The sequence below is a fragment of the Pseudomonas sp. NPDC086251 genome (assembly GCF_044746405.1).
Classification (GTDB): domain Bacteria; phylum Pseudomonadota; class Gammaproteobacteria; order Pseudomonadales; family Pseudomonadaceae; genus Aquipseudomonas.
Genome location: NZ_JBIVBY010000020.1, coordinates 49,730 through 70,538 on the forward strand (window position 1 = coordinate 49,730; position 20,809 = coordinate 70,538).

Below are 20,809 nucleotides of genomic sequence, written 5' to 3' on the forward strand. Positions count from 1 at the left end.
GTAGAAAAACCCGATTGCTGTCGCCAACAATCGGGTTTTTCTTTGGGCAAGCCGCTCACACTCAGAACAGGAAATACCGCTGCGCCATCGGCAACACCTCCGCCGGCTCGCACCACAGCAACACGCCATCGGCCTTGACCTGATAGGTCTGCGGATCAACATCGATGTTCGGCAGGTAATCATTGTGGATCAGGTCGGTTTTCTGCACGTCGCGGCAACCTTTGACCACGGCGATTTTTTTCTTCAGCCCGAGAGCTTCGGGCAAACCCGCTTCCTGCGCCGCCTGGCTGATGAACGTCAGACTGGTGGCGTGCAGCGAGCCGCCGTAGCTGGCGAACATCGGGCGGTAATGCACCGGTTGCGGCGTCGGGATCGAGGCATTGGCGTCGCCCATCAAACTGGCGGCAATGGCGCCGCCCTTGAGGATCAAGGTTGGTTTGACCCCGAAAAACGCCGGGCGCCACAGCACCAGATCAGCCCATTTTCCGACTTCGACCGAGCCCACTTCGTGGCTGATGCCGTGGGTGATCGCCGGGTTGATGGTGTATTTGGCGATGTAGCGTTTGGCGCGGAAGTTGTCGTTGCCTGCGCCGTCCTGAGGCAGCGGGCCGCGCTGTTTTTTCATCTTGTCGGCGGTTTGCCAGGTGCGCGTGATGACTTCGCCGACGCGGCCCATGGCCTGGCTGTCGGAGCTGATCATCGAGAACGCACCAAGGTCGTGAAGAATGTCTTCGGCGGCGATCGTCTCACGGCGAATGCGGCTTTCGGCGAAGGCCACGTCCTCGGCAATGCTCGGGTCCAGGTGGTGGCAGACCATCAGCATGTCGAGGTGTTCGTCGATGGTGTTGCGGGTGAATGGCCGGGTCGGGTTGGTCGAGCTCGGCAGCACGTTGGCGAAACCGCAGGCCTTGATGATGTCCGGGGCATGCCCGCCGCCCGCGCCTTCGGTGTGGTAGGTGTGGATGGTGCGGCCCTTGAAGGCGGCGAGGGTGGTCTCGACGAAGCCGGATTCATTGAGGGTGTCGGTGTGGATTGCCACCTGCACGTCGTACTGGTCGGCGACGGTCAGGCAGTTGTCGATGCTCGCCGGCGTGGTGCCCCAGTCTTCGTGCAGCTTGAGGCCGATGGCGCCGGCCTTGACCTGTTCGATCAACGGTTCCGGCAGGCTGGCGTTGCCTTTGCCGGTGAAACCGATGTTCATCGCGAATGCATCGGCGGCCTGGAGCATGCGCGCCAGGTGCCACGGTCCGGAAGTGCAGGTGGTGGCGTTGGTGCCAGTGGCCGGGCCAGTGCCGCCGCCGATCATGGTGGTGACGCCGCTCATCAGCGCTTCTTCGATCTGCTGCGGGCAGATGAAGTGGATGTGGGTGTCGATGCCGCCCGCGGTGAGGATCATGCCTTCACCGGCGATGACTTCGGTGCTGGCGCCGACCGCGATGGTGACGTTGGGCTGGATGTCCGGGTTGCCGGCCTTGCCGATGGCGGCGATGCGCCCGTTCTTGAGGCCGACGTCGGCCTTGACGATGCCCCAGTGGTCGATGATCAGCGCGTTGGTGATCAGGGTGTCGACCACTTCCGCCGCCAGTAGTTGGCTCTGGCCCTGGCCGTCGCGGATGACTTTGCCGCCGCCGAATTTCACTTCTTCGCCGTAGGTGGTGAAGTCCTTTTCGACTTCGATCCACAGTTCGGTGTCGGCCAGGCGGACCTTGTCGCCGACGGTGGGGCCGAACATGTCGGCGTAGGCTTGACGGGAAATCTTCATTCGTTCGCCTTGAGATTCAATTGAATTTGAAATCGTTCGCTGCGCTCACTATCGCGAGCAGGCTCGCTCCCACAGTTGACCGCATTCCAATGTGGGAGCGAGCCTGCTCGCGATGGGGCCGAAACTGACACCGCATTACTTACAGGTCACCCATGATCCGCCCGGCAAAGCCGAACACCCGGCGATGCCCGGCCAGATCGACCAGCTCGACCTCGCGACTCTGCCCCGGCTCAAAGCGCACGGCGGTGCCGGCGGGGATGTTCAGGCGCATGCCGCGGCTGGCGGCGCGGTCGAAGGTCAGGGCGTCGTTGGTTTCGAAAAAGTGGTAATGCGAGCCGACCTGGATCGGCCGGTCGCCGCTGTTGGCCACCTTCACACTGATTGTGCGGCGGCCCACGTTGAGTTCGATGTCGCCGGGCTGGATCTGGTATTCACCGGGAATCATCAATGGGCTCCTTGGAGGATCTTGTAGTAGAGGGCGGTCGGTTTGTACCGGCCGCTCGGGTCGCAGGCGTAGTCGGGGAGTTCACCGGCCTTGGTGTAACCCAGGGCTTTGTAGAAATCTTCGGCGGGGGAGCCGGCCTCGGTGTCGAGGTAAAGCATGCCGCGCTTGTGCTGGAGGGCGGCTTGTTCCAAGGCACTCATCAACTGTTGGCCCAGGCCACGACGACGCGCGTGTTCACGCACCAGCAGTTTCTGCACTTCAGCGCGGTTCAGGCCGTTGGCCTTCTGGCACAGGGTCAACTGCACGCTGGCCTGTACCTGTTCGTCCTTGACTACCACCCACAGCAGCACGTTGCCTTTGTTCAGGTTGTCCTGAACCTCATCGAAATAGGCGCGGGCCTGGGTCGCGTCCAGATCGGCCATGAACCCGACGCTGGCGCCATAGCCGACGGCGTCGAGCAGCAGATCAATCAAACCCTGACGATAGTGCGCAAAGCTTTCAACATTGACGCGTCGCAGTTGGGCGGCGTTCATCGAGAGTTACTCCTTGTGGGCGGGCGGCGGCTCCGCGCCAGGATTGAGGGTCAGTTGCATGAAGGTCAGGTCCAGCCAGCGGCCAAACTTGGTGCCCACCTGAGGCATTTGTCCGGTGGTGACGAAACCGGCCCGTTCATGCAGGCGAATGGACGCGGCATTACCGCTTTCAATGGCGGCGACCATGATGTGCTTGTCACAGCGTTTGGCGCGTTCGATCAGCGCGGTCATCAGCTGTGGGCCGAGACCGTTGCCGCGCTGGTCGCTGCGCACGTACACCGAGTGCTCGACGGTATGACGGAAACCGTCGAACGGCCGCCAGTCACCAAATGAAGCGTAGCCCAGCACAGTGTTGTCGCCGTCGACGATCACCAGAATCGGATAACCCTGGGCTTGCCGGGCGCTGAACCAGGCCTGGCGATTGCCCAGGTCCACGGCCTGTTCGTTCCAGATCGCCGTGGTGTTGAGCACGGCGTCGTTGTAGATGTCGCGGATCGCCGGCAGGTCGGCGTGCACCGCATCGCGAATGTCGTAAGTCATGGCGCGGCCTCAGGCGATCGGTTGGTGAACGGTGACCAGTTTGGTGCCGTCGGGGAACGTCGCTTCGACCTGGATCTCCGGGATCATTTCCGGGATACCTTCCATCACTTGTTCGCGGCTAAGCAGGGTGGTGCCGAAGTGCATCAACTCGGCGACAGTCCGGCCGTCGCGGGCGCCTTCGAGCAGCGCGGCGGAAATGTACGCCATGGCCTCCGGGTAATTGAGTTTCACGCCGCGCGCCAAACGCCGCTCGGCGACGAGGCCGGCGGTGAAGATCAGCAGCTTGTCTTTTTCGCGTGGGGTCAGGTCCATCGTTGGAATCCATAATCGGCAGTTAAAAGGGTCACTCAACCTGTGTAGGAGCGAGGCTTGCCCGCGAAGGGGGCCTTGAGGCCGCCAAAAGCTTCGCGGGCAAGCCTCGCTCCTACAGGGGAATGTGTTCAGGTGCTCCATATTCTGGGGGGCATGGCTTCTCGGCCGAGCAACGCCGGCCGGAGCAGTCGCCACAAATCGATCAGCCAGCCGCGGGCCAGAAGCGCCTCACTGGCCAGGCATCGAGCCACCAGAAGCCCAGGCAACTGGGTCAGATCCCCGCGCACGTCATGGGGCAGCGAGCGGCACTGCTCAAGCAAATCGCTATCGATTTCCCCGGTCACCAGCAACGTCGCAAACACCGGTTGCCCATCCAGGCCAATCGGCGAATCAAGCAAACCATCAGCGCCGACAATGCGCTGGCGTTCGTGCCAGAGCAACTGGCCGTCGCGGCGGATGTCCAGATGCGCCTGGAAATGCCCGAGGTCGAAACGCTCGCCACTGGCCGGGCGACCCAGCGCCACGACGTCCCAATAGAGCAGCCGGGCATCGCCTTCAAGGTCGATCGAGGTGCTGAGTTCAGCTTGGGCGCCACTGAAAATGATCGTCTCTTGTGGCAACCATTCCAGTGTCGCACCGGCCGCGACGTTCAAGGTCAGCTGCTGATAAGCGGGTCCGGCGGCGCGATACCATTTTGCTGCGCCAGGGCTGGTGATTTGCGCCCAGGCATCGCGGCCAACGCTGGCCGAGATATCAAGCCGATCACCGCCGGCAATCCCGCCCGGCGGGTGCACGATGATGTGTTGGCAGACTTCAGGCCCTTCGGCATACAGGTGCTTTTGCACACGCAACGGGCCTTTATGCCGACGCTGGACCGGGCGCGTGCTGTCGCCGAAACGCGCGTAGCCGAGTTCCAGCTCGGCGTGCCAGCTCGGGGTAAACAGGGCAGTGGCAATGGGTAGATTCATGGTTTCTAATTATCGTTAGGACGCTACAGATTAGATCGTAACCAGACCGCGTACACCCTCGGCTTCCATATTTTCGCCGCGACCCTGCTGCACGATTTCGCCGCGGGACATCACCAGGTACTGATCGGCCAGTTCGGCGGCGAAATCGTAGAACTGCTCCACCAGCAAAATCGCCATGTCGCCACGGGCCGCAAGCTTCTTGATCACCGCGCCGATCTCCTTGATCACCGACGGCTGGATGCCTTCGGTGGGCTCGTCGAGAATCAGCAGGCGTGGACGACTGGCCAGCGCTCGTCCGATGGCCAGTTGCTGTTGCTGGCCACCGGACAAATCGCCGCCGCGTCGTTGCTTCATTTGCAGCAACACCGGGAACAGCTCGTAGATGAACGCCGGGACTTCCTTGGCTTCTGAACCGGGAAACCGCGAAAGACCCATCAGCAGGTTTTCTTCCACCGTCAGCCGGCCGAAGATTTCCCGCCCCTGAGGCACGTAGGCGATCCCGGCATGCACCCGTTGGTGCGGTTTGAACGTGGTGATCGGTTTGCCTTCCCAGTTCACCGCGCCTTCTTTCGCTGGCAGCAAACCCATCAGGCATTTGAGCAGGGTGGTCTTGCCCACGCCGTTGCGCCCGAGCAGGCAAGTGACTTCACCGACCTTCACCTCGAACGTCAGGCCACGCAGGATGTGACTACCGCCGTAGTACTGGTGCAGCTTCTGAACGTGCAGCATCTTCAAAATCTCCTCAATCCCTTGTAGGAGCGAGGCTTGCCCGCGAAGGGGACCTCAAGGCCGCTAAAAGCTTCGCGGGCAAGCCTCGCTCCTACGGGAGCTAAATTATCTTCCGAGGTAGACCTCGATCACGCGCTCGTTGTCCTGCACCTGTTCCAGCGACCCTTCGGCCAGCACGCTGCCCTGGTGCAATACGGTGACGTGGTCGGCGATGGCGCCGACGAAGCCCATGTCGTGTTCCACCACCATCAGCGAATGCTTGCCGGCCAGGCTTTTGAACAACTCGGCGGTGAATTCGGTTTCGGCGTCGGTCATGCCCGCCACCGGTTCGTCGAGCAGCAGCAGTTGCGGGTCTTGCATCAGCAACATGCCGATTTCCAGAAACTGCTTTTGCCCGTGAGACAACAACCCTGCCGGACGATTGACCGAGGTGGTCAGGCGAATGGTCTCCAACACTTCGGCGATGCGATCGTGTTGTTCGCCCGTCAGGCGAGCTCGCAGGCTGGCCCACACCGACTTGTCGGTTTTCTGCGCCAGTTCGAGGTTTTCGAACACGCTCAACGCTTCAAACACCGTCGGCTTCTGGAACTTGCGACCGATGCCGGCCTGGGCGATTTGTACTTCGCTCATCTGCGTCAAATCCAGGGTTTCGCCGAACCAGGCCTTGCCGTGACTGGGGCGAGTCTTGCCGGTGATCACGTCCATCAACGTGGTTTTGCCCGCGCCGTTAGGGCCGATGATGCAACGCAGTTCACCGACGCCGATGTACAGGTTCAAATTGTTCAGCGCCTTGAAACCGTCGAAGCTGACGCTGATGTCTTCAAGCGTCAGGATGGTGCCGTGGCGGGTGTTCAGGCCGGGGCCGGCGCGTTGGCCGAGACCGATCGTATCGCGGCTGGTGCCGGCGTCCTTGTTGGGTTCGACTGGGAAAAAGGCTGGTTCGAGCATGAATTCCGCCGTGGGTGTGATTCTCATTGTTCGCCCCTTTTCTTCAGCAGACCGATCACGCCTTTGGGCAGGTACAGGGTCACGACGATGAACAGCGCGCCGAGGAAGAACAGCCAGTATTCCGGGAACGCCACGGTGAACCAGCTCTTCATGCCGTTCACGACACCGGCGCCGAGCAACGGGCCGATCAGCGTGCCGCGACCACCCAGTGCGACCCAGACCGCAGCCTCAATGGAGTTGGTCGGCGACATTTCGCTCGGATTGATGATCCCGACTTGCGGCACGTACAGCGCACCGGCCAAGCCGCACAGCACCGCGCTCAAGACCCAGACAAACAGCTTGAAACCACGCGGGTCGTAGCCGCAGAACATCAGGCGGTTTTCCGCATCACGCAGCGCCGTCAGTACTCGACCAAATTTGCTCTGCGCCAGACGCCAACCGATGAACAGGCTCGCCACCAGCAACAGCACCGTGGCGAAAAACAGCACGGCGCGAGTGCCCGGTTCAGTGATGCCAAAGCCGAGAATGGTGCGGAAGTTGGTGAAGCCGTTGTTGCCGCCAAACCCGGTCTCGTTGCGGAAGAACAGCAGCATCCCGGCGAAGGTCAGGGCCTGGGTCATGATCGAGAAATACACGCCCTTGATCCGCGAGCGGAAGGCGAAGAAGCCGAAGACCAGCGCCAGCAATCCCGGCGCCAATACCACCAGGCACATCGACCAGAGGAAGCTGCTGGTGCCGGTCCAGTACCACGGCAACTCGGTCCACGACAGGAACGTCATGAACGCCGGCAAGCCATCGCCCGAGGCCTGGCGCATCAGGTACATGCCCATGGCGTAACCGCCGAGGGCGAAGAACAGGCCGTGACCGAGGGACAGCAGGCCGGCGTAACCCCAGACCAGGTCCAGCGCCAGGGCGACGATGGCGTAGCAAAGGATCTTGCCCACCAGCGTCAGTGTGTACGCCGAAACATGAAACGCACTGTCCGGTGCCAACAACGACAGCAGCGGCAACGCCAACAGCAAAACAAGCATCACCGCGCCAACGGCGATCGTGACTTTGGGGCCGGCCTTTTGCGTGGCCGTGAGCATCAGGGGCTGGTTCATCAGTCGATCACCCGTCCTTTCAGTGCGAAGAGGCCTTGCGGACGTTTCTGGATGAACAGAATGATCAGCGCGAGGATCAGGATCTTGCCGAGCACCGCACCGATTTGCGGTTCGAGAATTTTGTTGGCGATGCCGAGCCCGAACGCCGCCAGCACGCTGCCGGCCAACTGCCCGACACCGCCGAGCACCACCACCAGGAACGAGTCGATGATGTAGCTTTGGCCAAGGTCCGGGCCGACGTTGCCGATCTGGCTCAGCGCCACGCCGCCGAGCCCGGCAATGCCCGAACCGAGGCCAAAGGCGAGCATGTCCACGCGTCCGGTGGGCACGCCGCAGCAGGCGGCCATGTTGCGGTTCTGGGTGACGGCGCGCACGTTCAAGCCCAGGCGCGTCTTGTTCAGCAGCAGCCAGGTCAACACCACCACAAACAGGGCGAAGGCGATGATCACGATGCGGTTGTACGGCAGCACGAGGTTGGGCAGCACTTGAATCCCGCCCGACAACCACGCCGGGTTGGCCACTTCAACGTTCTGCGCGCCGAACACCAGCCGCACCAACTGGATCAGCATCAGGCTGATGCCCCAGGTGGCGAGCAGGGTTTCCAAAGGGCGGCCGTAGAGGTGACGAATGACCGTGCGTTCCAGCGCCATGCCGATCGCGGCCGTGACAAAAAACGCCACCGGCAACGCAATCAACGGGTAGAACTCGATGGCTTGCGGAGCGAAGCGCTGGAACATCAACTGCACCACGTACGTCGAGTACGCGCCGAGCATCAGCATCTCGCCGTGGGCCATGTTGATCACGCCGAGCAGGCCGAAAGTGATCGCCAGCCCCAACGCTGCCAACAGCAGAATCGAACCGAGGGACATGCCACTGAAGGCCTGGCCGAGCACCTCGCCGATCAGCAGTTTGCGCTTGACCTGCGCCAGGCTGGTTTCGGCGGCAGTGCGCACACCGGCATCGGTTTCGACACCCGGTTCCAGCAGGCTTTCGAGGCGGGTGCGGGCCAGTGGATCGCCGGTCTCACCGAGCAGACGCACAGCGGCGAGGCGCACGGCCGGGTCGCTGTCCACCAGTTGTAAATTGGCCAGCGCCAGGCTCAGCGCGGCATGAACGCTTTCGTCTTTTTCAGCCGCCAGTTGCAGGTCGATGAATTTCAACTGCGCCGGTTTGGCGCTTTTCTGTAATTGCTGCGCAGCGGCCAGACGCATTTTGGCGTCGGCGGCGAGCAATTGGTGGCTGGCCAGCGCGGTGTCGATCAGACCGCGCAGGCGGTTATTCAGGCGCAGGTTTTTCGGCTGGCCGTCGACGGTCAACTCGCCTTGTTGCAGGGCGTTGATCAGTTCGATTCGAGCTGGGTCAGGCTGCGCGGCCCAGGCTTCCAGCAGTTTGGCTTGCTGCACGGGATTGGCCGCGACGAAGTCTTCGGCGTCGCCGGCGTGGGTGGCCATCGGCAGCAAGAGTGCGATGGCGAGAAATAGACGATAAAGGGACATGGCAACGTCCTGAAAGGCGATGAGGAACCTTGTAGGAGCGAGGCTTGCCCGCGAAGGGGACCTCGAGGCCGCTAAAAGCTTCGCGGGCAAGCCTCGCTCCTACAGGTTTCGTGTGAATGCAGTCAGGTACCTCAGTTGCTCTTCACCGCATACTCCGGCTTCTTGTCGTTGCCCTGAATGAACGGGCTCCATGGTTGGGCGCGGATCGGTCCTTCGGTCTGCCACACCACGTTGAACTGACCGTCAGCCTGGATCTCGCCGATCATCACGGGCTTGTGCAAATGATGGTTGGTCTTGTCCATGGTCAGCGTATAACCCGACGGCGCGGCGAAGGTCTGGCCGGCGAGGGCTTCGCGGACTTTGTCGACGTCGGTGGACTTGGCTTTTTCTGCCGCTTGCGCCCACATGTGGATGCCGACGTAGGTGGCTTCCATCGGGTCGTTGGTCACTGCTTTGTCGGCGCCCGGCAGGTTGTGTTTCTTGGCGTAGGCTTTCCAGTCGGCGACGAATTTCTTGTTCGCCGGGTTCTCGACCGATTCGAAGTAGTTCCACGCCGCCAGGTTGCCCACCAACGGTTTGGTATCGATGCCGCGCAGTTCTTCTTCGCCCACCGAGAACGCCACGACCGGCACGTCGGTGGCTTTCAAGCCCTGGTTGGCCAGCTCTTTATAGAACGGCACGTTGGAATCGCCATTGACGGTGGAGATGACCGCCGTCTTGCCACCCGCCGAGAATTTCTTGATGTTGGCGACGATGGTTTGATAGTCGCTGTGGCCGAACGGGGTGTAGACCTCTTCGATGTCCTTGTCCGCCACACCTTTGGAATGCAGGAACGAGCGCAGGATTTTGTTGGTGGTGCGCGGGTAGACGTAGTCGGTGCCGAGCAGGAAGTAACGCTTGGCGCTGCCGCCTTCTTCGCTCATCAGGTATTCCACCGCCGGGATCGCCTGCTGGTTCGGGGCGGCGCCGGTGTAGAACACGTTCGGCGACATCTCTTCGCCTTCGTATTGCACCGGGTAGAACAGCAAGCCGTTGAGCTCTTCGAACACCGGCAATACCGATTTGCGCGACACCGACGTCCAGCAACCAAACACCACCGCGACCTTGTCCTGGGTCAGCAGCTGACGGCCTTTTTCGGCGAACAGCGGCCAGTTCGATGCCGGGTCGACCACCACCGGTTCCAGCATCTTGCCGTTCACGCCGCCCTTGGCGTTGATCTCGTCGATGGTCATCAACGCCATGTCTTTGAGTGACGTTTCGGAGATCGCCATGGTGCCGGACAACGAATGCAGAATACCGACCTTGATGGTCTCGGCGGCCTGGACAGTCCAGGTCATGCCCATCGCGGCAATGCTTGCCGTGAGTGTGAAAGCCTTGATCAAGCTGCGACGCTTCATTGTGCGATCTCCATGAACTTATGAATTTTCTTGGTGGGCAGATGCGGACTACTGAAGGCTCTTTAGCAAGGGCTGTGCCTGGTCGGCAAAAGGCAGGGAAATGTCGTATTAGAGCGGTTGCGCGGTTTAGAGGGCGCACCATGAAGGGACGCGCACAAGGCATTGGTGCGCCGAGGTGCGCCACATTGGGGCGCAGAATCTGTGAGCGACGCTTAACCCTGTGGGAGTGGGCTTGCCCGCGAAAGCGGTGGTTCAGTCACAGAAAGGTTAATGTGCCGCCGTCATCGCAGGCAAGCCAGCTCCCACAGGTTCAGTGGTGTTCTTGTGGGAATCAACGGCGGCGCATGAGGCCGATGAAGAACAGGCCGCCGATGGCGGCGGTGGCGACGCCGATGGGCAAGTCTTCCGGGGCAATCATCGTCCGCGCAGCGACGTCGACCCAGACCAGGAAAAGGCTGCCGAGCAACACGCACACCGGCAACAACCGCCGATGCTCAGCCCCGACCAATCGACGCGCTATGTGCGGCACCATCAAGCCGACAAACCCAATCGAGCCGCTGATCGACACCAACACCCCGGTCATCAGCGACGCAATCAAAAACACCCGCAACCGCACCGTGCGCGCATTGAGGCCGAGGGTCACCGCCGTCTGTTCACCGGCCATCAACGCGTTCAACGGTCGGGCCATGCCCAGCAGCAAAACCAGCCCCAGCAACACGCTGGCGGCGGGTACCGCCAGCAACTCCCAACGCGCCAGTCCGAGCCCGCCAAGCATCCAGAACATCACCGCCGAACTGGCGCGGTGATCGCCGAGAAACAGCAGCAAATTTGCAATCGCCATCATCACGAACGACACGGCCACGCCACACAGCAGCAGCCGATCACTGTCGAGTCGACCATTGCGATTGGCGATCATCAACACGATCAGCATGCTCAACAATGCCCCGATGAATGCAGCGATGGGCAAGGTCAGCAGGCCGACGATTTCGCCCACATGCAACACCACGATCACCGCGCCGAGGGTCGCGCCAGAGGTGACCCCGAGCAGGTGCGGATCGGCCAATGGATTGCGCGTCACCGCTTGCAGCACCGCGCCGATCAACGCCAGCCCGGCGCCGACCAATGCGCCAAGCAGCATGCGCGGCACGCGGATCAGCCAGACGATGTGTTCCTGCCCGGCGCTCCAGGTGATCTCACCGAGCCCGAACACCTTGTGCAGCAGAATCCGCCCCACCACGTCCACCTGCACCCGCGCCGGGCCGAAGCCCAGCGACACCACGCACGACACCAGCAACAGCGCGCCGAGGGCCAAAAGAAGCAAAGCGTAGCGACGATTGATCATTCGCCGTGGAAACCCTTGGCCAGGGTTTCGACCGCCAGTACGTTATCGATCCCCGGCGTGGCCTGCACATAAGGGATGACGATGAAGCGCTGGTGCTTGATCGCGTCCACCGATTGTAGGGCTTTGTTGTTCAGCAGGAAGTGCTCTTTCTGTTCGGCGCTGACTTCGCCGTAGTCGACGATCACGATCACCTGCGGATTGCGTTCGACCACGTTTTCCCAGTTGACCCGAGTCCAGCTGGCGTCGACGTCGTCGAGAATGTTGTGCCCGCCGGCGGCGTCGATCAGCGCTTGCGGCATGCCGAGCCGGCCAGACGTCATGGCCCGGTCTTCACCGCTGTCATAGAGAAACACGCGGGGTTTGTCGGCGGGCAGAGCCTTGCGGACCTCGGCGACCTGCGCCTGCATCCCGGCGATCAAGGCGTTGGCGCGATCCTGCACGTCGAAGATTTTGCCGAGGTTGCGCAGGTCGTTGTACGTATCGTCCAGCGTGGCCGGTGGACGCTTCATCACGAACGCGCAGGACTCGGTCAGCTCATAGACATTGATGCCCAACGGCTGGAGGGTGTGCGGCGTGAGATCACCACCGACGCGCATGCCGTAATCCCAACCGGCGAAGAAGAAATCGACGTTGGCGTTGAGCAGGGTTTCCACCGACGGGTACTTCGCCGCCAGTTCCGGCAGACCGTCGAGGATGGTCTGCATCTGAGGCGTCACGGACTTCCAGCCGGTCACGCCGCTGTAGCCGGCCATCCGCGATTTCAAACCGAGGGCGAGCATCATCTGGGTCATGTTGATGTCGTGGCTGACCGCGTGTTTCGGCGCTTGCTTGAAGGTCACGTCGCGGTTGCAACTTTGAATCGTCAGCGGGTAATGCGTGGCCTCGGCAAACGCCTGGGTGCTGCCCAGTAACGCGGCGATGCAAAAACTGGAACGCAGCAGGGAACGCAAAGTCATGGTTGGGTTATCCAGGTGATTCGTGGGTAGCCGTGCAAGGGGTGTTCATCGATCAGCGCGTCGACGCCGAATACGTTGCGCAGCATTGCCCCAGTGAGGACGTCTTTGGGTGTGCCGCTGGCGACGATGCGACCGTGATTGATCACGTACAGCCGATCGCAAAAGGCCGCGGCGAGATTGAGGTCGTGGATGCTCGCGAGGGTGCCGATCTTCAGGCGTTTGACCAATTGCAACAGCTCCAGCTGATAGCGTGGGTCGAGGTGGTTGGTCGGCTCGTCGAGGATCAGCAATTGCGGTTGCTGGGCCAGGGCGCGAGCGAGAATCACGCGCTGTTTTTCACCACCGGAGAGCGTGGCGAACGCATGGTCTTCAAAGCCGTTGAGGCCTACCGATTGCAGGGCCTGGGTCGCGAGGTTTCGGTCCTCGATCGTGTCGCCGTCGAACAGGCCTTTGTGCGGCGTACGGCCCATGGCGACCACCTCGTCGACGGTCAGGCCGAAGGCGTCTGGGAATTCCTGCAGTACCACTGCGATGCGTTGCGCGCACCAGCGTGAGGACTGCTTCCAGACGTTGTGGTGGTCGAGTTTTACCTCACCGCTGTGCGGTTTGCTGAAGCGGTAGGCGCAACGCAGCAGGCTGGTCTTGCCACTGCCGTTGGGCCCGATCAGCCCGACGAATTCACCGGCGGCCACCTGCAGCGAGGCGTCACGCAGCTGGAACTGGTGATGACAATGGCCGTGGCCAAGTGGGGACCAAGTGAGGTGTGTGAGGTTCAGCGAGGTCATGCATGTGCTCTGGGATTTTTGGTGCGGCTGATGACGCCTTCGCGAGCAAGCTCTGCTCCTACAGGGCTGGGTCGTTCACACATGTGTGATCGACACAAACGCTGTAGGGGCCGAGCACAGAGAAAACCCTGAGTCGCCAGGGTGACGCGCGGGCAGTTTACAGTGCCTTTACCCCCGCGCATCTCGCCTGTTTCATGATGAAGTTGAGGCAGATTCAGTTTGTCGGTTGAAGCGCGACAGCAGCACCCGATCCAGCAACCACACCACCACCAGCGAAGCGCCCACCAGCGGAAACGCCACGGCCAAACCAAACATGATCACCATCGCCGTTTTCCATTTCGGCAGGTCATGGCGCAGCGGAGGCACACCGAGTTTTCCTTGTGGACGACGCTTCCACCAGATCACCACACCGCTGACGGCGCTGAGCAAAATCATCAGGCAGATCAGCAACACCATGAGCTGATTGAACAACCCGAACATCTTGCCCTCGTGCAGCATCACGCCGATTTCCGTGGCACGGGCGACAGGGCCGTAATGCTCGTAGCGCACGTCGGCGAGGACGTCGCCGGTGTATTGATCGACATGCAGGGTGGCATCGTTGCGCGGGTCATCGGCGAACACCGCGATGGTGAACACGCCGGTGGCGGTGGTCGGGAAGGTGATGCTGTAGCCCGGTTCGACCCTGCGTTGCTCGGCGATGTTTTTCACGTCTTGCAGGCTGATGGTCGGTGCCGCAGGGCCGGCTGGCGCGTTGCCGTGGTTCATGTGTTCAGCGTGATCGCCGGACATCGGCATCGGGGTGTTTTCCATGGCCCAGGGCACGGTCTGGCGAGTGGCGCTGTTGAGGCTGCGCGCCTCGACGTCGGACTTGGGCATGTCATTCCACATCGCATCCGGGAACACGTTCCAGACACCCGCGTATTGCTTGCCCCAGAAACCGGTCCAGGTCATGCCGCTGAGCAACATCACCAACAGCAACGACGCGCCCCAGAAGCCAGTCACCGCGTGCAGGTCGCGCCAGAGTACTCGGCCGCGACTGTTCAACCGTGGCCACAAGATGCCGGCCGCCTGACCGCGCGGCCACCACAAAAACACCCCGGAGACCACCAGCACAACGCCCCAGCCAGCGGCCAGTTCTATCAGTCGATCACCGACCGTGCCGATCATCAATTCGCCGTGAATCGCCCGTGCAACCGCTTGCAGATTTTTCTTCGCGTCTTGCTCACCGAGGATGTCGCCTTGGTACGGATCGATGAACACGTTCAGTTCATTACCACCGTTGAGCACCACAAATTGAGCGCTGCGTTCGGCGTTGACCGGCGGCAGGTACTGCTTGATGGTTGCTTGCGGATAAGCCGTTTTGACCCGTTTGAGCAGGTCGTCGGCCGGCAGGCTGTGATGCCCGGCCGGGACGTTCAGCAGGCTGCCGTACATCAACGGATCGAGTTGCGGTTTGAACAGGTAAATAGTGCCGGTCAGGGCCAGCATCACCATGAACGGCGCGACGAACAGACCGGCATAGAAATGCCAGCGCCACGCCAGGTTGTAGAAATTCACTTTGGGCTGTTTCATCGGTTGTGCTCCGCTTGGCGATTCAGCCAATTTTTAAAAGATCGCAGCCTCGTTGCACTCGACAGCTCCTACAGGGCTGACGAGGGCTGCGATCTCTTGATTTTTCTTGTTAGAAACTTCTATCCACTACGCAGCGATGGGCGGGGCGCGGGTGCGGGCACCGGGGAAGAAGGTTTGCCGGGCATGACCCAGGCGAGGGGACGGGACGGTGAACGTGTTGGTAGGCAGAGCGTCGAAGGCCGCGAACGTGACACCACCGGTCAGCGCCGGGCAGTTGAACAGCAGGCTGCAATAGCCGCATTTTTCCCAGAGCGCATGATGCGAAGTTGTTGGCGGGCAATGCTCGGCGTCGGGTTGCGCGCCATGCTCGGCGTGCTCCATCGACACGCTCATGGAGACTTGCATCAACGCCAAGGCGCGTTGATCCATCGGCATCGACTGGGAAATCAGCGGGCCGATAAAGATCATCAACATGGCAAACAGGCTGATCCAGCTGCCGCGCGTCAGGCTTGATGGCTGACGACGGTGTGTGGATGACCTGGCGCTAAGCGGGCGCATGGGCGTATTCAGCTCTGCTGATTACTGAGTGTGCACGTGCGCTTGCATGGCGTCCGGCGCCTGCTTCTGCACCGACACTTCGACCGTCACGTCACCGGCCTTCTCGAAATGCATCGTCAGCGGGAAGCGCTTGCCGTCGCTCAGCAGGCTGCGGTCCTTCAGGTTTAGCAGCATCACGTGGTAGGCCATCGGCGCAAACGTGACTTCGCCACCGGCGGGGATTTCCACGCTGGGCACCTGCTGCATTTTCATCAGATCGTTTTGCATCACATGCTGGTGCAGCTCGGCCGTGCCTGAGATCGGCGAGTCGACGCTGAGCAGTCGGTCGGCGGTTTTGCCTTCGTTGTGAATCACGAAGTACGCTGCAACAGTTGGCGCATTGGGCGGCAACTCTTGCGACCAGGGATGAGCGATTTGCAGTTCACCGGCCTTGTATTCGTGGGCATTGGCAAAGCACGCAGGCAGCAGCAGTGCGGCCAGAACGATAAATTTGTTCAACATGGCAGTTCTCCAGAACGATTCAAGACGCAGGTCAATTGCGAGAAGAAATCACACCAGAGGGGACGCGCGGGGGTTGAGGCTCGGCCATTGCTGGCGCGGTGTCGGCGTATCGAGAGCGGCGGGCGGCAGGCTTCGATTGGATTCGAAACGTGCGAAATACAGCTGCGGAACAGAGTTCGGCAACGCTACCAACGGCGCGGAACCGGAGCAGCACCAGCAATGCTGCATGGTGGAATGGTCATCGCTCTGCGGTGCTTTTTGCTCAATATCACCCAGGGAAATCGCCACCATCTTCGTCCCGCTGGACGAACAGAAACTGCCCCACAACAATTGTTCGGCAGGCGATTTCGCCGTCTGCGCCATCGCTCCGGACATCGGCATGGCGAGCAGGTTGAACAGCACTGCGAAGCAGGCGATCCAGGCAATTGCGAGCCGTTGTCGGGACATGGGACAAATCCGGTGGGTGGGCGATCAGGCGCGGCTATTTAGCCTGATCAGTGCCGATAAGTAAAAAGACCGCGTGCGGTGTGGTGTCGCAGCGCGAGGCTTTCATAGCCTTCATGATAGTCGCGAATTCCAGATTGCCAGTACCGTCCAGCCCAGGCCCCACACATTTTTGTAGCAGCTGGCGAAGCCTGCGTTCGGCTGCGCAGCAGTCGTAAAATCAGAGCACGCGGTACATCAGACATACCGTGCAAGCCGGATTGACGACTGCTGCGTCCGATCGCGGCCCGAGCCGAACGCAGGCTTCGCCAGCTGCTACAGGTTTTGTGTTGATTCTGCTGTCAGGGCTGCCAACACTTCTGCCACCGAGCCAAACTCCCGATCAACCCCCGGCAACCCTGGCCGCTTCAATACCAACACCGGCACCCCACGCTCCCGCGCCACTTCCAGCTTCGGCTCGGTCGCGGTACTCCCGCTGTTTTTGCTGATCAGCACATCAATCTGCCGACGTTCGAACAGCTCGCGCTCATCCTCAATCAAAAACGGCCCACGTGCGCCAATCACTTCACAACGCTGGTTGCCCGGATACACCTCCAGTGCGCGCAAGGTCCAGAATTGCTCCGGCGGGATTTCATCCAGGTGCTGCAACGGTTCGCGGCCGAGGGTGAACAGCGGTCGGCGGAAGGGTTTCAAGGCGTCGATCAATTCGGCCCAGTCGCTGACTTCTCGCCAGTCATCCCCAGCCTGGGGTTGCCAGGCCGGGCGCCGGAGTGCCCAGCAAGGAATGCCGGTCAACTGCGCGGCTGTCGCGGCGTTCTGACTGATTTGTGCGGCGTACGGGTGAGTCGCGTCCAGCAGCAGATCGATGCCTTGATCGCGAATGAACTGTGCCAGCCCTTCGGCGCCGCCGTAGCCACCGACGCGAACTTCGCAGGTCAGGTCCGTCGGCACGCGACCGACGCCGGCCAGGCTATAGATGTGGTGTGGCCCAAGGGTTCTGGCAATGGCCAGGGCTTCCGTCACGCCGCCCAGCAACAAGATGCGCTTCATTGAAAAACGCCTGCGTGGCCGACAATCCCGCCCTGGCGATCAATCGCAAACACCTCGACTTGCACCTGCGCCGGCACCACGCTGCGGGCGAAGTCGAGGGCGTGCTGACACACCGCATCACCGAGGGCAATCCCGACGGCACTGGCCATGGCCAACGCCTGCTGACTGGTGTTGGCTTCGCGGATGTTTTGCTGCAACGCCTCATCAGCGCCGACCGCAGCGGCCCACTTGGCCAGTTGCGGCAGGTCGATGCTCGAATGCCGGCTGTGCAAGTCCATATGACCGGCCGCCAGTTTGCTGATCTTGCCGAAGCCACCACAAATACTGAGTTTATCCACCGGCACCTTGCGCAGGTGTTTGAGCACCGCCCCGACGAAGTCGCCCATTTCGATCAGGGCGATTTCCGGCAGATTGTAGACCTGGCGCATGGTGTCTTCGCTGGCGTTGCCGGTGCACGCGGCGATGTGCAGGTAACCATTGGTTTTGGCCACATCGATGCCCTGATGGATCGAGGCAATGTAGGCCGCGCAGGAGAATGGCCGGACGATGCCGCTGGTGCCGAGAATCGACAGCCCGCCGAGAATCCCCAGCCGCGGATTCATGGTTTTCAACGCCAGCGCCTCGCCGCCTTCGACGTTCACCGTCACCTCGAAACCGCCGCGATAATCGAGTTCTTCGGCCAGCAGCATTAGGTGATCAGTCATCATCTTGCGCGGCACCGGATTGATTGCCGGTTCGCCGACGCCCAGCACCAGCCCCGGCCGAGTCACCGTGCCGACACCTCGACCCGCGTTGAATCGAATGCCCGGCTCGTCGCTCAGTCGCACCCGGGAATAGAGCAGGGCGCCGTGGGTCACGTCCGGATCGTCCCCGGCATCCTTGATTGTCCCGGCCTCAGCGCCGTCATCGATCAAGCGGCAGAACTCCAGGCGCATCTGCACCTGCTTGCCTTTGGGCAGGACGATTTCCACGGCGTCCGAGTGGGTTCCGCCCAGCAACAGTCGGGCCGCCGCGAGGCTGGTGGCGGTGGCGCAGCTGCCGGTGGTCAGGCCGCTACGCAGCGGTGCGGGTTGTTCGGCGGTTTCATCACGCATCGAAGGGTTTGACCACGTCCAGCAGAGTAATCGGCAACGCCTGACGCCAGGTATCGAAGTCGCCCAACGGTTGCGCTTGAGCAATGTGCACACGCGTCAGCTCGCCGCCGTGCTGCTCGCGCCAGGCCATCAGGGTCATTTCACTTTGCAGCGTGACCGCGTTGGCGATCAGCCGGCCACCCGGTTTGAGTGCAGCCCAGCACGCGTCCAGCACGCCGTCGCGGGTGACGCCGCCACCGATGAAAATCGCGTCCGGGTGTTCCAGCCCAGCGAGGGCTTGTGGCGCACTGCCGCGAATCAGGTGCAGACCGGGCACGCCGAGGGCGTCGCGGTTGTGCTCGATTAATTGCTGCCGCCCTTCGTCCGCCTCGATGGCCAGCGCCCGGCAGCTCGGATGGGCGCGCATCCATTCGATGCCGATCGAACCACTGCCAGCGCCGACGTCCCACAGCAGTTCGCCGGGTATCGGGGCGAGGCGGGCGAGGGTGATGGCGCGCACGTCGCGTTTGGTCAGTTGGCCATCGTGCTTGAACGCAACGTCCGGCAGGCCGGCCAGTCGTGACAGGCGCTGTGTATTCGGTTCGGCGATGCACTCGATGGCGATCAGGTTCAAGTCCGCGATGACCGGATCACTCCAGTCGTTGGCGATGCCGTCGATGCGTCGTTCGGCTGCGCCGCCCAAGTGCTCCAGCACCGTGAGGCGACTGGGGCCGAATCCGCGTTCACGTAAAAGCGCAGCGATCGCGGCCGGGCTTTGGCCGTCGTTGCAGAGCACCAGCAAGCGCACACCGCTGAACAATTGCGCGTTGAGTGCGGCGACGGGACGGGCGACCACCGACAGCGTCACCACCTCCTGCAACGGCCAGCCCAGTCGCGCGGCGGCCAGAGAGCAAGAGGAGGGGGCCGGCAAGATCAGCATTTCATCGCCGGACAACTGCCGCGCAAGGCTGGCGCCCACACCGAAAAACATCGGGTCGCCGCTGGCGAGTACGCAGACGGGTTCGCCGCGCAAGGCCAGGACCGGCTCAAGGGAAAACGGGCTTGGCCAGCATTGGCGTTCGCCACGAATGCACGGCGGCAGCAAATCCAGATGCCGTTGGCCACCGAAGATCCGTGAGGCACGCAGCAGCGCGTGCCGGGCGTTCTTGCCCAGACCCTTGAAACCGTCTTCACCGATGCCTACTACCGTCAGCCAGGGTGTCACTGCGTGCTCCTCAAAAAAACGCCCACCGCAGGGGTTTTCACCGGGTTCGGGCCTGCGCGGGATGATACCGCGCCTGTGCTGTTTTTCACGCATGCCGCGTACTGGCGGGAAGCCGGGTCGGGAAGAGTTATGGCGAGTAAAGGATGAACTAAGTGATGCGCCGTTAAATATCTTGTGCCATATCGAAGTTGTTGTAGGGCGCCGTGTTTGGTTAGTTTGAAGATGCAGTCATCAATACTGAGTTTAATTATATAAAAAGGAATTTTATGTTTGACACCTCTATGGAGTATCCGACGCTGGAACAGCGCCTGGCCTTTCTTGGACTGCTCCCTGCACCTGACGCGCGAGGCCCGCACGCCACGTCACGCTTATTGGCCGCCAACACCTCCGCCAACGTTCGTGCATCCGTTGCGGGTAGCTCAATTGTTGCTGTCGGCGGGGCTGTGTCCGGAGACGATGAGCAGGCCGTGCTGGACTGTGCGCTTTACCTCGAGCAATACACGGACACGCGCTATAACCGCGAAACCCAATGGTATGAGTGGTTGCAACATTACACGCTGGGCCTATGGCATCTCGGCTGGATACATCAGCGTCCCGTGATGCTCGAAAGTCAGTTGACCGTACTGTATGAGCCGATCACCAGTGCCATTCTCGACACATTGAAACCGAACGTAAGCGTGCCTGTGTACGACGCTGCGATGGAGGCGTTCAAGTCGTTGAAAGGCAATCTGCAGGCATCCATCCTGTTCTCGCAAAAAAGCGGTCGGGAGCACGGTCGGCATTTCCAAACGATGCCCTGTGCCTATGATGCCAATGGCCAACTGACCCTGATGCTGCTGCACGCCTGGTATGAGGCGGAAGTGAGTCCGGAGCAGTTTCTATTCATCAAGTGGCTGGAGCACGAGGTCACGCTGGTTCAGCACTATGGGGCGTTTACCTTGGACAAGAAGCGCTTCAACCAGGTGGCCGCCGCGATGCGGGTCAAGATTACCGAGCGCAGCCGCGGCTATCTCATGCGGATGTGAGGAAGGGGTCGGCATTCATTCGGCAGGGTCTGGCGCCGGGGGCGT

General features: G+C 61.5%; 22 protein-coding genes. 1 reads left to right on the forward strand and 21 read right to left on the reverse strand.

The features are described 5' to 3' along the window. Positions 1-61: 61 nt before the first annotated feature. The 21 genes from ureC to cbiE all read right to left on the reverse strand — a co-directional run bounded on the left by ureC (position 62) and on the right by cbiE (position 19,739). On the reverse strand, positions 62-1,762 hold the full coding sequence (gene ureC / locus ACIPL2_RS22280) for an urease subunit alpha (protein WP_401359738.1): 1,701 nt from the start codon (positions 1,760-1,762) through the stop codon (positions 62-64). Between the two features lie 139 nt (positions 1,763-1,901). Beyond that, on the reverse strand, positions 1,902-2,207 hold the full coding sequence (locus tag ACIPL2_RS22285) for an urease subunit beta (RefSeq protein ID WP_401359741.1): 306 nt from the start codon (positions 2,205-2,207) through the stop codon (positions 1,902-1,904). Further along, on the reverse strand, positions 2,207-2,740 hold the full coding sequence (locus ACIPL2_RS22290; RefSeq protein ID WP_401359744.1) for a GNAT family N-acetyltransferase: 534 nt from the start codon (positions 2,738-2,740) through the stop codon (positions 2,207-2,209). The genes ACIPL2_RS22285 and ACIPL2_RS22290 overlap by 1 nt, the downstream gene beginning before the upstream one ends. A gap of 6 nt (positions 2,741-2,746) precedes the next feature. Next, complete coding sequence (locus tag ACIPL2_RS22295) at positions 2,747-3,280, reverse strand: GNAT family N-acetyltransferase (RefSeq protein WP_401359747.1); 534 nt, start codon at positions 3,278-3,280, stop codon at positions 2,747-2,749. Between the two features lie 9 nt (positions 3,281-3,289). Continuing rightward, positions 3,290-3,592, reverse strand: coding sequence for an urease subunit gamma (gene ureA / locus ACIPL2_RS22300; protein ID WP_033055605.1), 303 nt, complete (start codon positions 3,590-3,592; stop codon positions 3,290-3,292). Between the two features lie 128 nt (positions 3,593-3,720). Continuing rightward, positions 3,721-4,560: an urease accessory protein UreD gene (locus ACIPL2_RS22305; protein WP_401359749.1), complete on the reverse strand. Its 840-nt coding sequence runs from the start codon at positions 4,558-4,560 to the stop codon at positions 3,721-3,723. A gap of 30 nt (positions 4,561-4,590) precedes the next feature. Then, positions 4,591-5,289 (reverse strand): urea ABC transporter ATP-binding subunit UrtE, encoded by a 699-nt coding sequence (gene urtE / locus ACIPL2_RS22310; RefSeq protein WP_401359751.1) that lies wholly within the window; start codon positions 5,287-5,289, stop codon positions 4,591-4,593. A gap of 105 nt (positions 5,290-5,394) precedes the next feature. Then, positions 5,395-6,264: an urea ABC transporter ATP-binding protein UrtD gene (gene urtD, locus ACIPL2_RS22315; protein WP_401359754.1), complete on the reverse strand. Its 870-nt coding sequence runs from the start codon at positions 6,262-6,264 to the stop codon at positions 5,395-5,397. Next, the gene (gene urtC, locus ACIPL2_RS22320) at positions 6,261-7,340 is read right to left on the reverse strand and encodes an urea ABC transporter permease subunit UrtC (protein ID WP_401359757.1); all 1,080 of its coding nucleotides are present in this window, start codon (positions 7,338-7,340) and stop codon (positions 6,261-6,263) included. The genes urtD and urtC overlap by 4 nt, the downstream gene beginning before the upstream one ends. Further along, the gene (gene urtB, locus ACIPL2_RS22325; protein ID WP_401359759.1) at positions 7,340-8,836 is read right to left on the reverse strand and encodes an urea ABC transporter permease subunit UrtB; all 1,497 of its coding nucleotides are present in this window, start codon (positions 8,834-8,836) and stop codon (positions 7,340-7,342) included. Before urtB ends, urtC begins: the two co-directional genes overlap by 1 nt. Before the next feature lie 131 nt (positions 8,837-8,967). After that, a complete protein-coding gene (gene urtA / locus ACIPL2_RS22330) occupies positions 8,968-10,233 on the reverse strand; it encodes an urea ABC transporter substrate-binding protein (protein ID WP_401359761.1) in 1,266 nt (421 codons plus the stop codon). A gap of 331 nt (positions 10,234-10,564) precedes the next feature. Beyond that, on the reverse strand, positions 10,565-11,575 hold the full coding sequence (locus ACIPL2_RS22335; protein WP_401359763.1) for a FecCD family ABC transporter permease: 1,011 nt from the start codon (positions 11,573-11,575) through the stop codon (positions 10,565-10,567). After that, a complete protein-coding gene (locus ACIPL2_RS22340; RefSeq protein WP_401359766.1) occupies positions 11,572-12,531 on the reverse strand; it encodes an ABC transporter substrate-binding protein in 960 nt (319 codons plus the stop codon). Before ACIPL2_RS22340 ends, ACIPL2_RS22335 begins: the two co-directional genes overlap by 4 nt. Continuing rightward, a complete protein-coding gene (locus ACIPL2_RS22345) occupies positions 12,528-13,316 on the reverse strand; it encodes an ABC transporter ATP-binding protein (protein WP_401359769.1) in 789 nt (262 codons plus the stop codon). Before ACIPL2_RS22345 ends, ACIPL2_RS22340 begins: the two co-directional genes overlap by 4 nt. A 192-nt stretch (positions 13,317-13,508) precedes the next feature. Next, the gene (locus ACIPL2_RS22350; protein ID WP_401359771.1) at positions 13,509-14,888 is read right to left on the reverse strand and encodes a PepSY-associated TM helix domain-containing protein; all 1,380 of its coding nucleotides are present in this window, start codon (positions 14,886-14,888) and stop codon (positions 13,509-13,511) included. A gap of 126 nt (positions 14,889-15,014) precedes the next feature. Then, the gene (locus tag ACIPL2_RS22355) at positions 15,015-15,446 is read right to left on the reverse strand and encodes a DUF2946 domain-containing protein (protein WP_401359773.1); all 432 of its coding nucleotides are present in this window, start codon (positions 15,444-15,446) and stop codon (positions 15,015-15,017) included. Positions 15,447-15,467: 21 nt separating this feature from the next. After that, positions 15,468-15,947, reverse strand: coding sequence for a copper chaperone PCu(A)C (locus tag ACIPL2_RS22360; protein WP_401359775.1), 480 nt, complete (start codon positions 15,945-15,947; stop codon positions 15,468-15,470). Between the two features lie 48 nt (positions 15,948-15,995). Beyond that, positions 15,996-16,394 (reverse strand): DUF2946 domain-containing protein, encoded by a 399-nt coding sequence (locus ACIPL2_RS22365; RefSeq protein ID WP_401359777.1) that lies wholly within the window; start codon positions 16,392-16,394, stop codon positions 15,996-15,998. A gap of 312 nt (positions 16,395-16,706) precedes the next feature. Continuing rightward, positions 16,707-17,441, reverse strand: a complete 735-nt coding sequence (locus tag ACIPL2_RS22370) for a cobalt-precorrin-6A reductase (RefSeq protein WP_401359780.1) — start codon at positions 17,439-17,441, stop codon at positions 16,707-16,709. Continuing rightward, positions 17,438-18,535 carry a cobalt-precorrin-5B (C(1))-methyltransferase gene (locus ACIPL2_RS22375; RefSeq protein ID WP_401359783.1) on the reverse strand — a complete coding sequence of 366 codons (1,098 nt, stop codon included), beginning with the start codon at positions 18,533-18,535 and terminating at the stop codon, positions 17,438-17,440. Before ACIPL2_RS22375 ends, ACIPL2_RS22370 begins: the two co-directional genes overlap by 4 nt. Next, on the reverse strand, positions 18,528-19,739 hold the full coding sequence (gene cbiE / locus ACIPL2_RS22380) for a precorrin-6y C5,15-methyltransferase (decarboxylating) subunit CbiE (RefSeq protein ID WP_401359786.1): 1,212 nt from the start codon (positions 19,737-19,739) through the stop codon (positions 18,528-18,530). Before cbiE ends, ACIPL2_RS22375 begins: the two co-directional genes overlap by 8 nt. 266 nt (positions 19,740-20,005) lie before the next feature. On the opposite strand from cbiE, the gene ACIPL2_RS22385 reads away from it, so the two are divergent. Then, entirely contained in the window at positions 20,006-20,764 is a 759-nt protein-coding gene (locus ACIPL2_RS22385; RefSeq protein ID WP_401359788.1) for a hypothetical protein, read from the forward strand. Positions 20,765-20,809 lie beyond the last annotated feature (45 nt).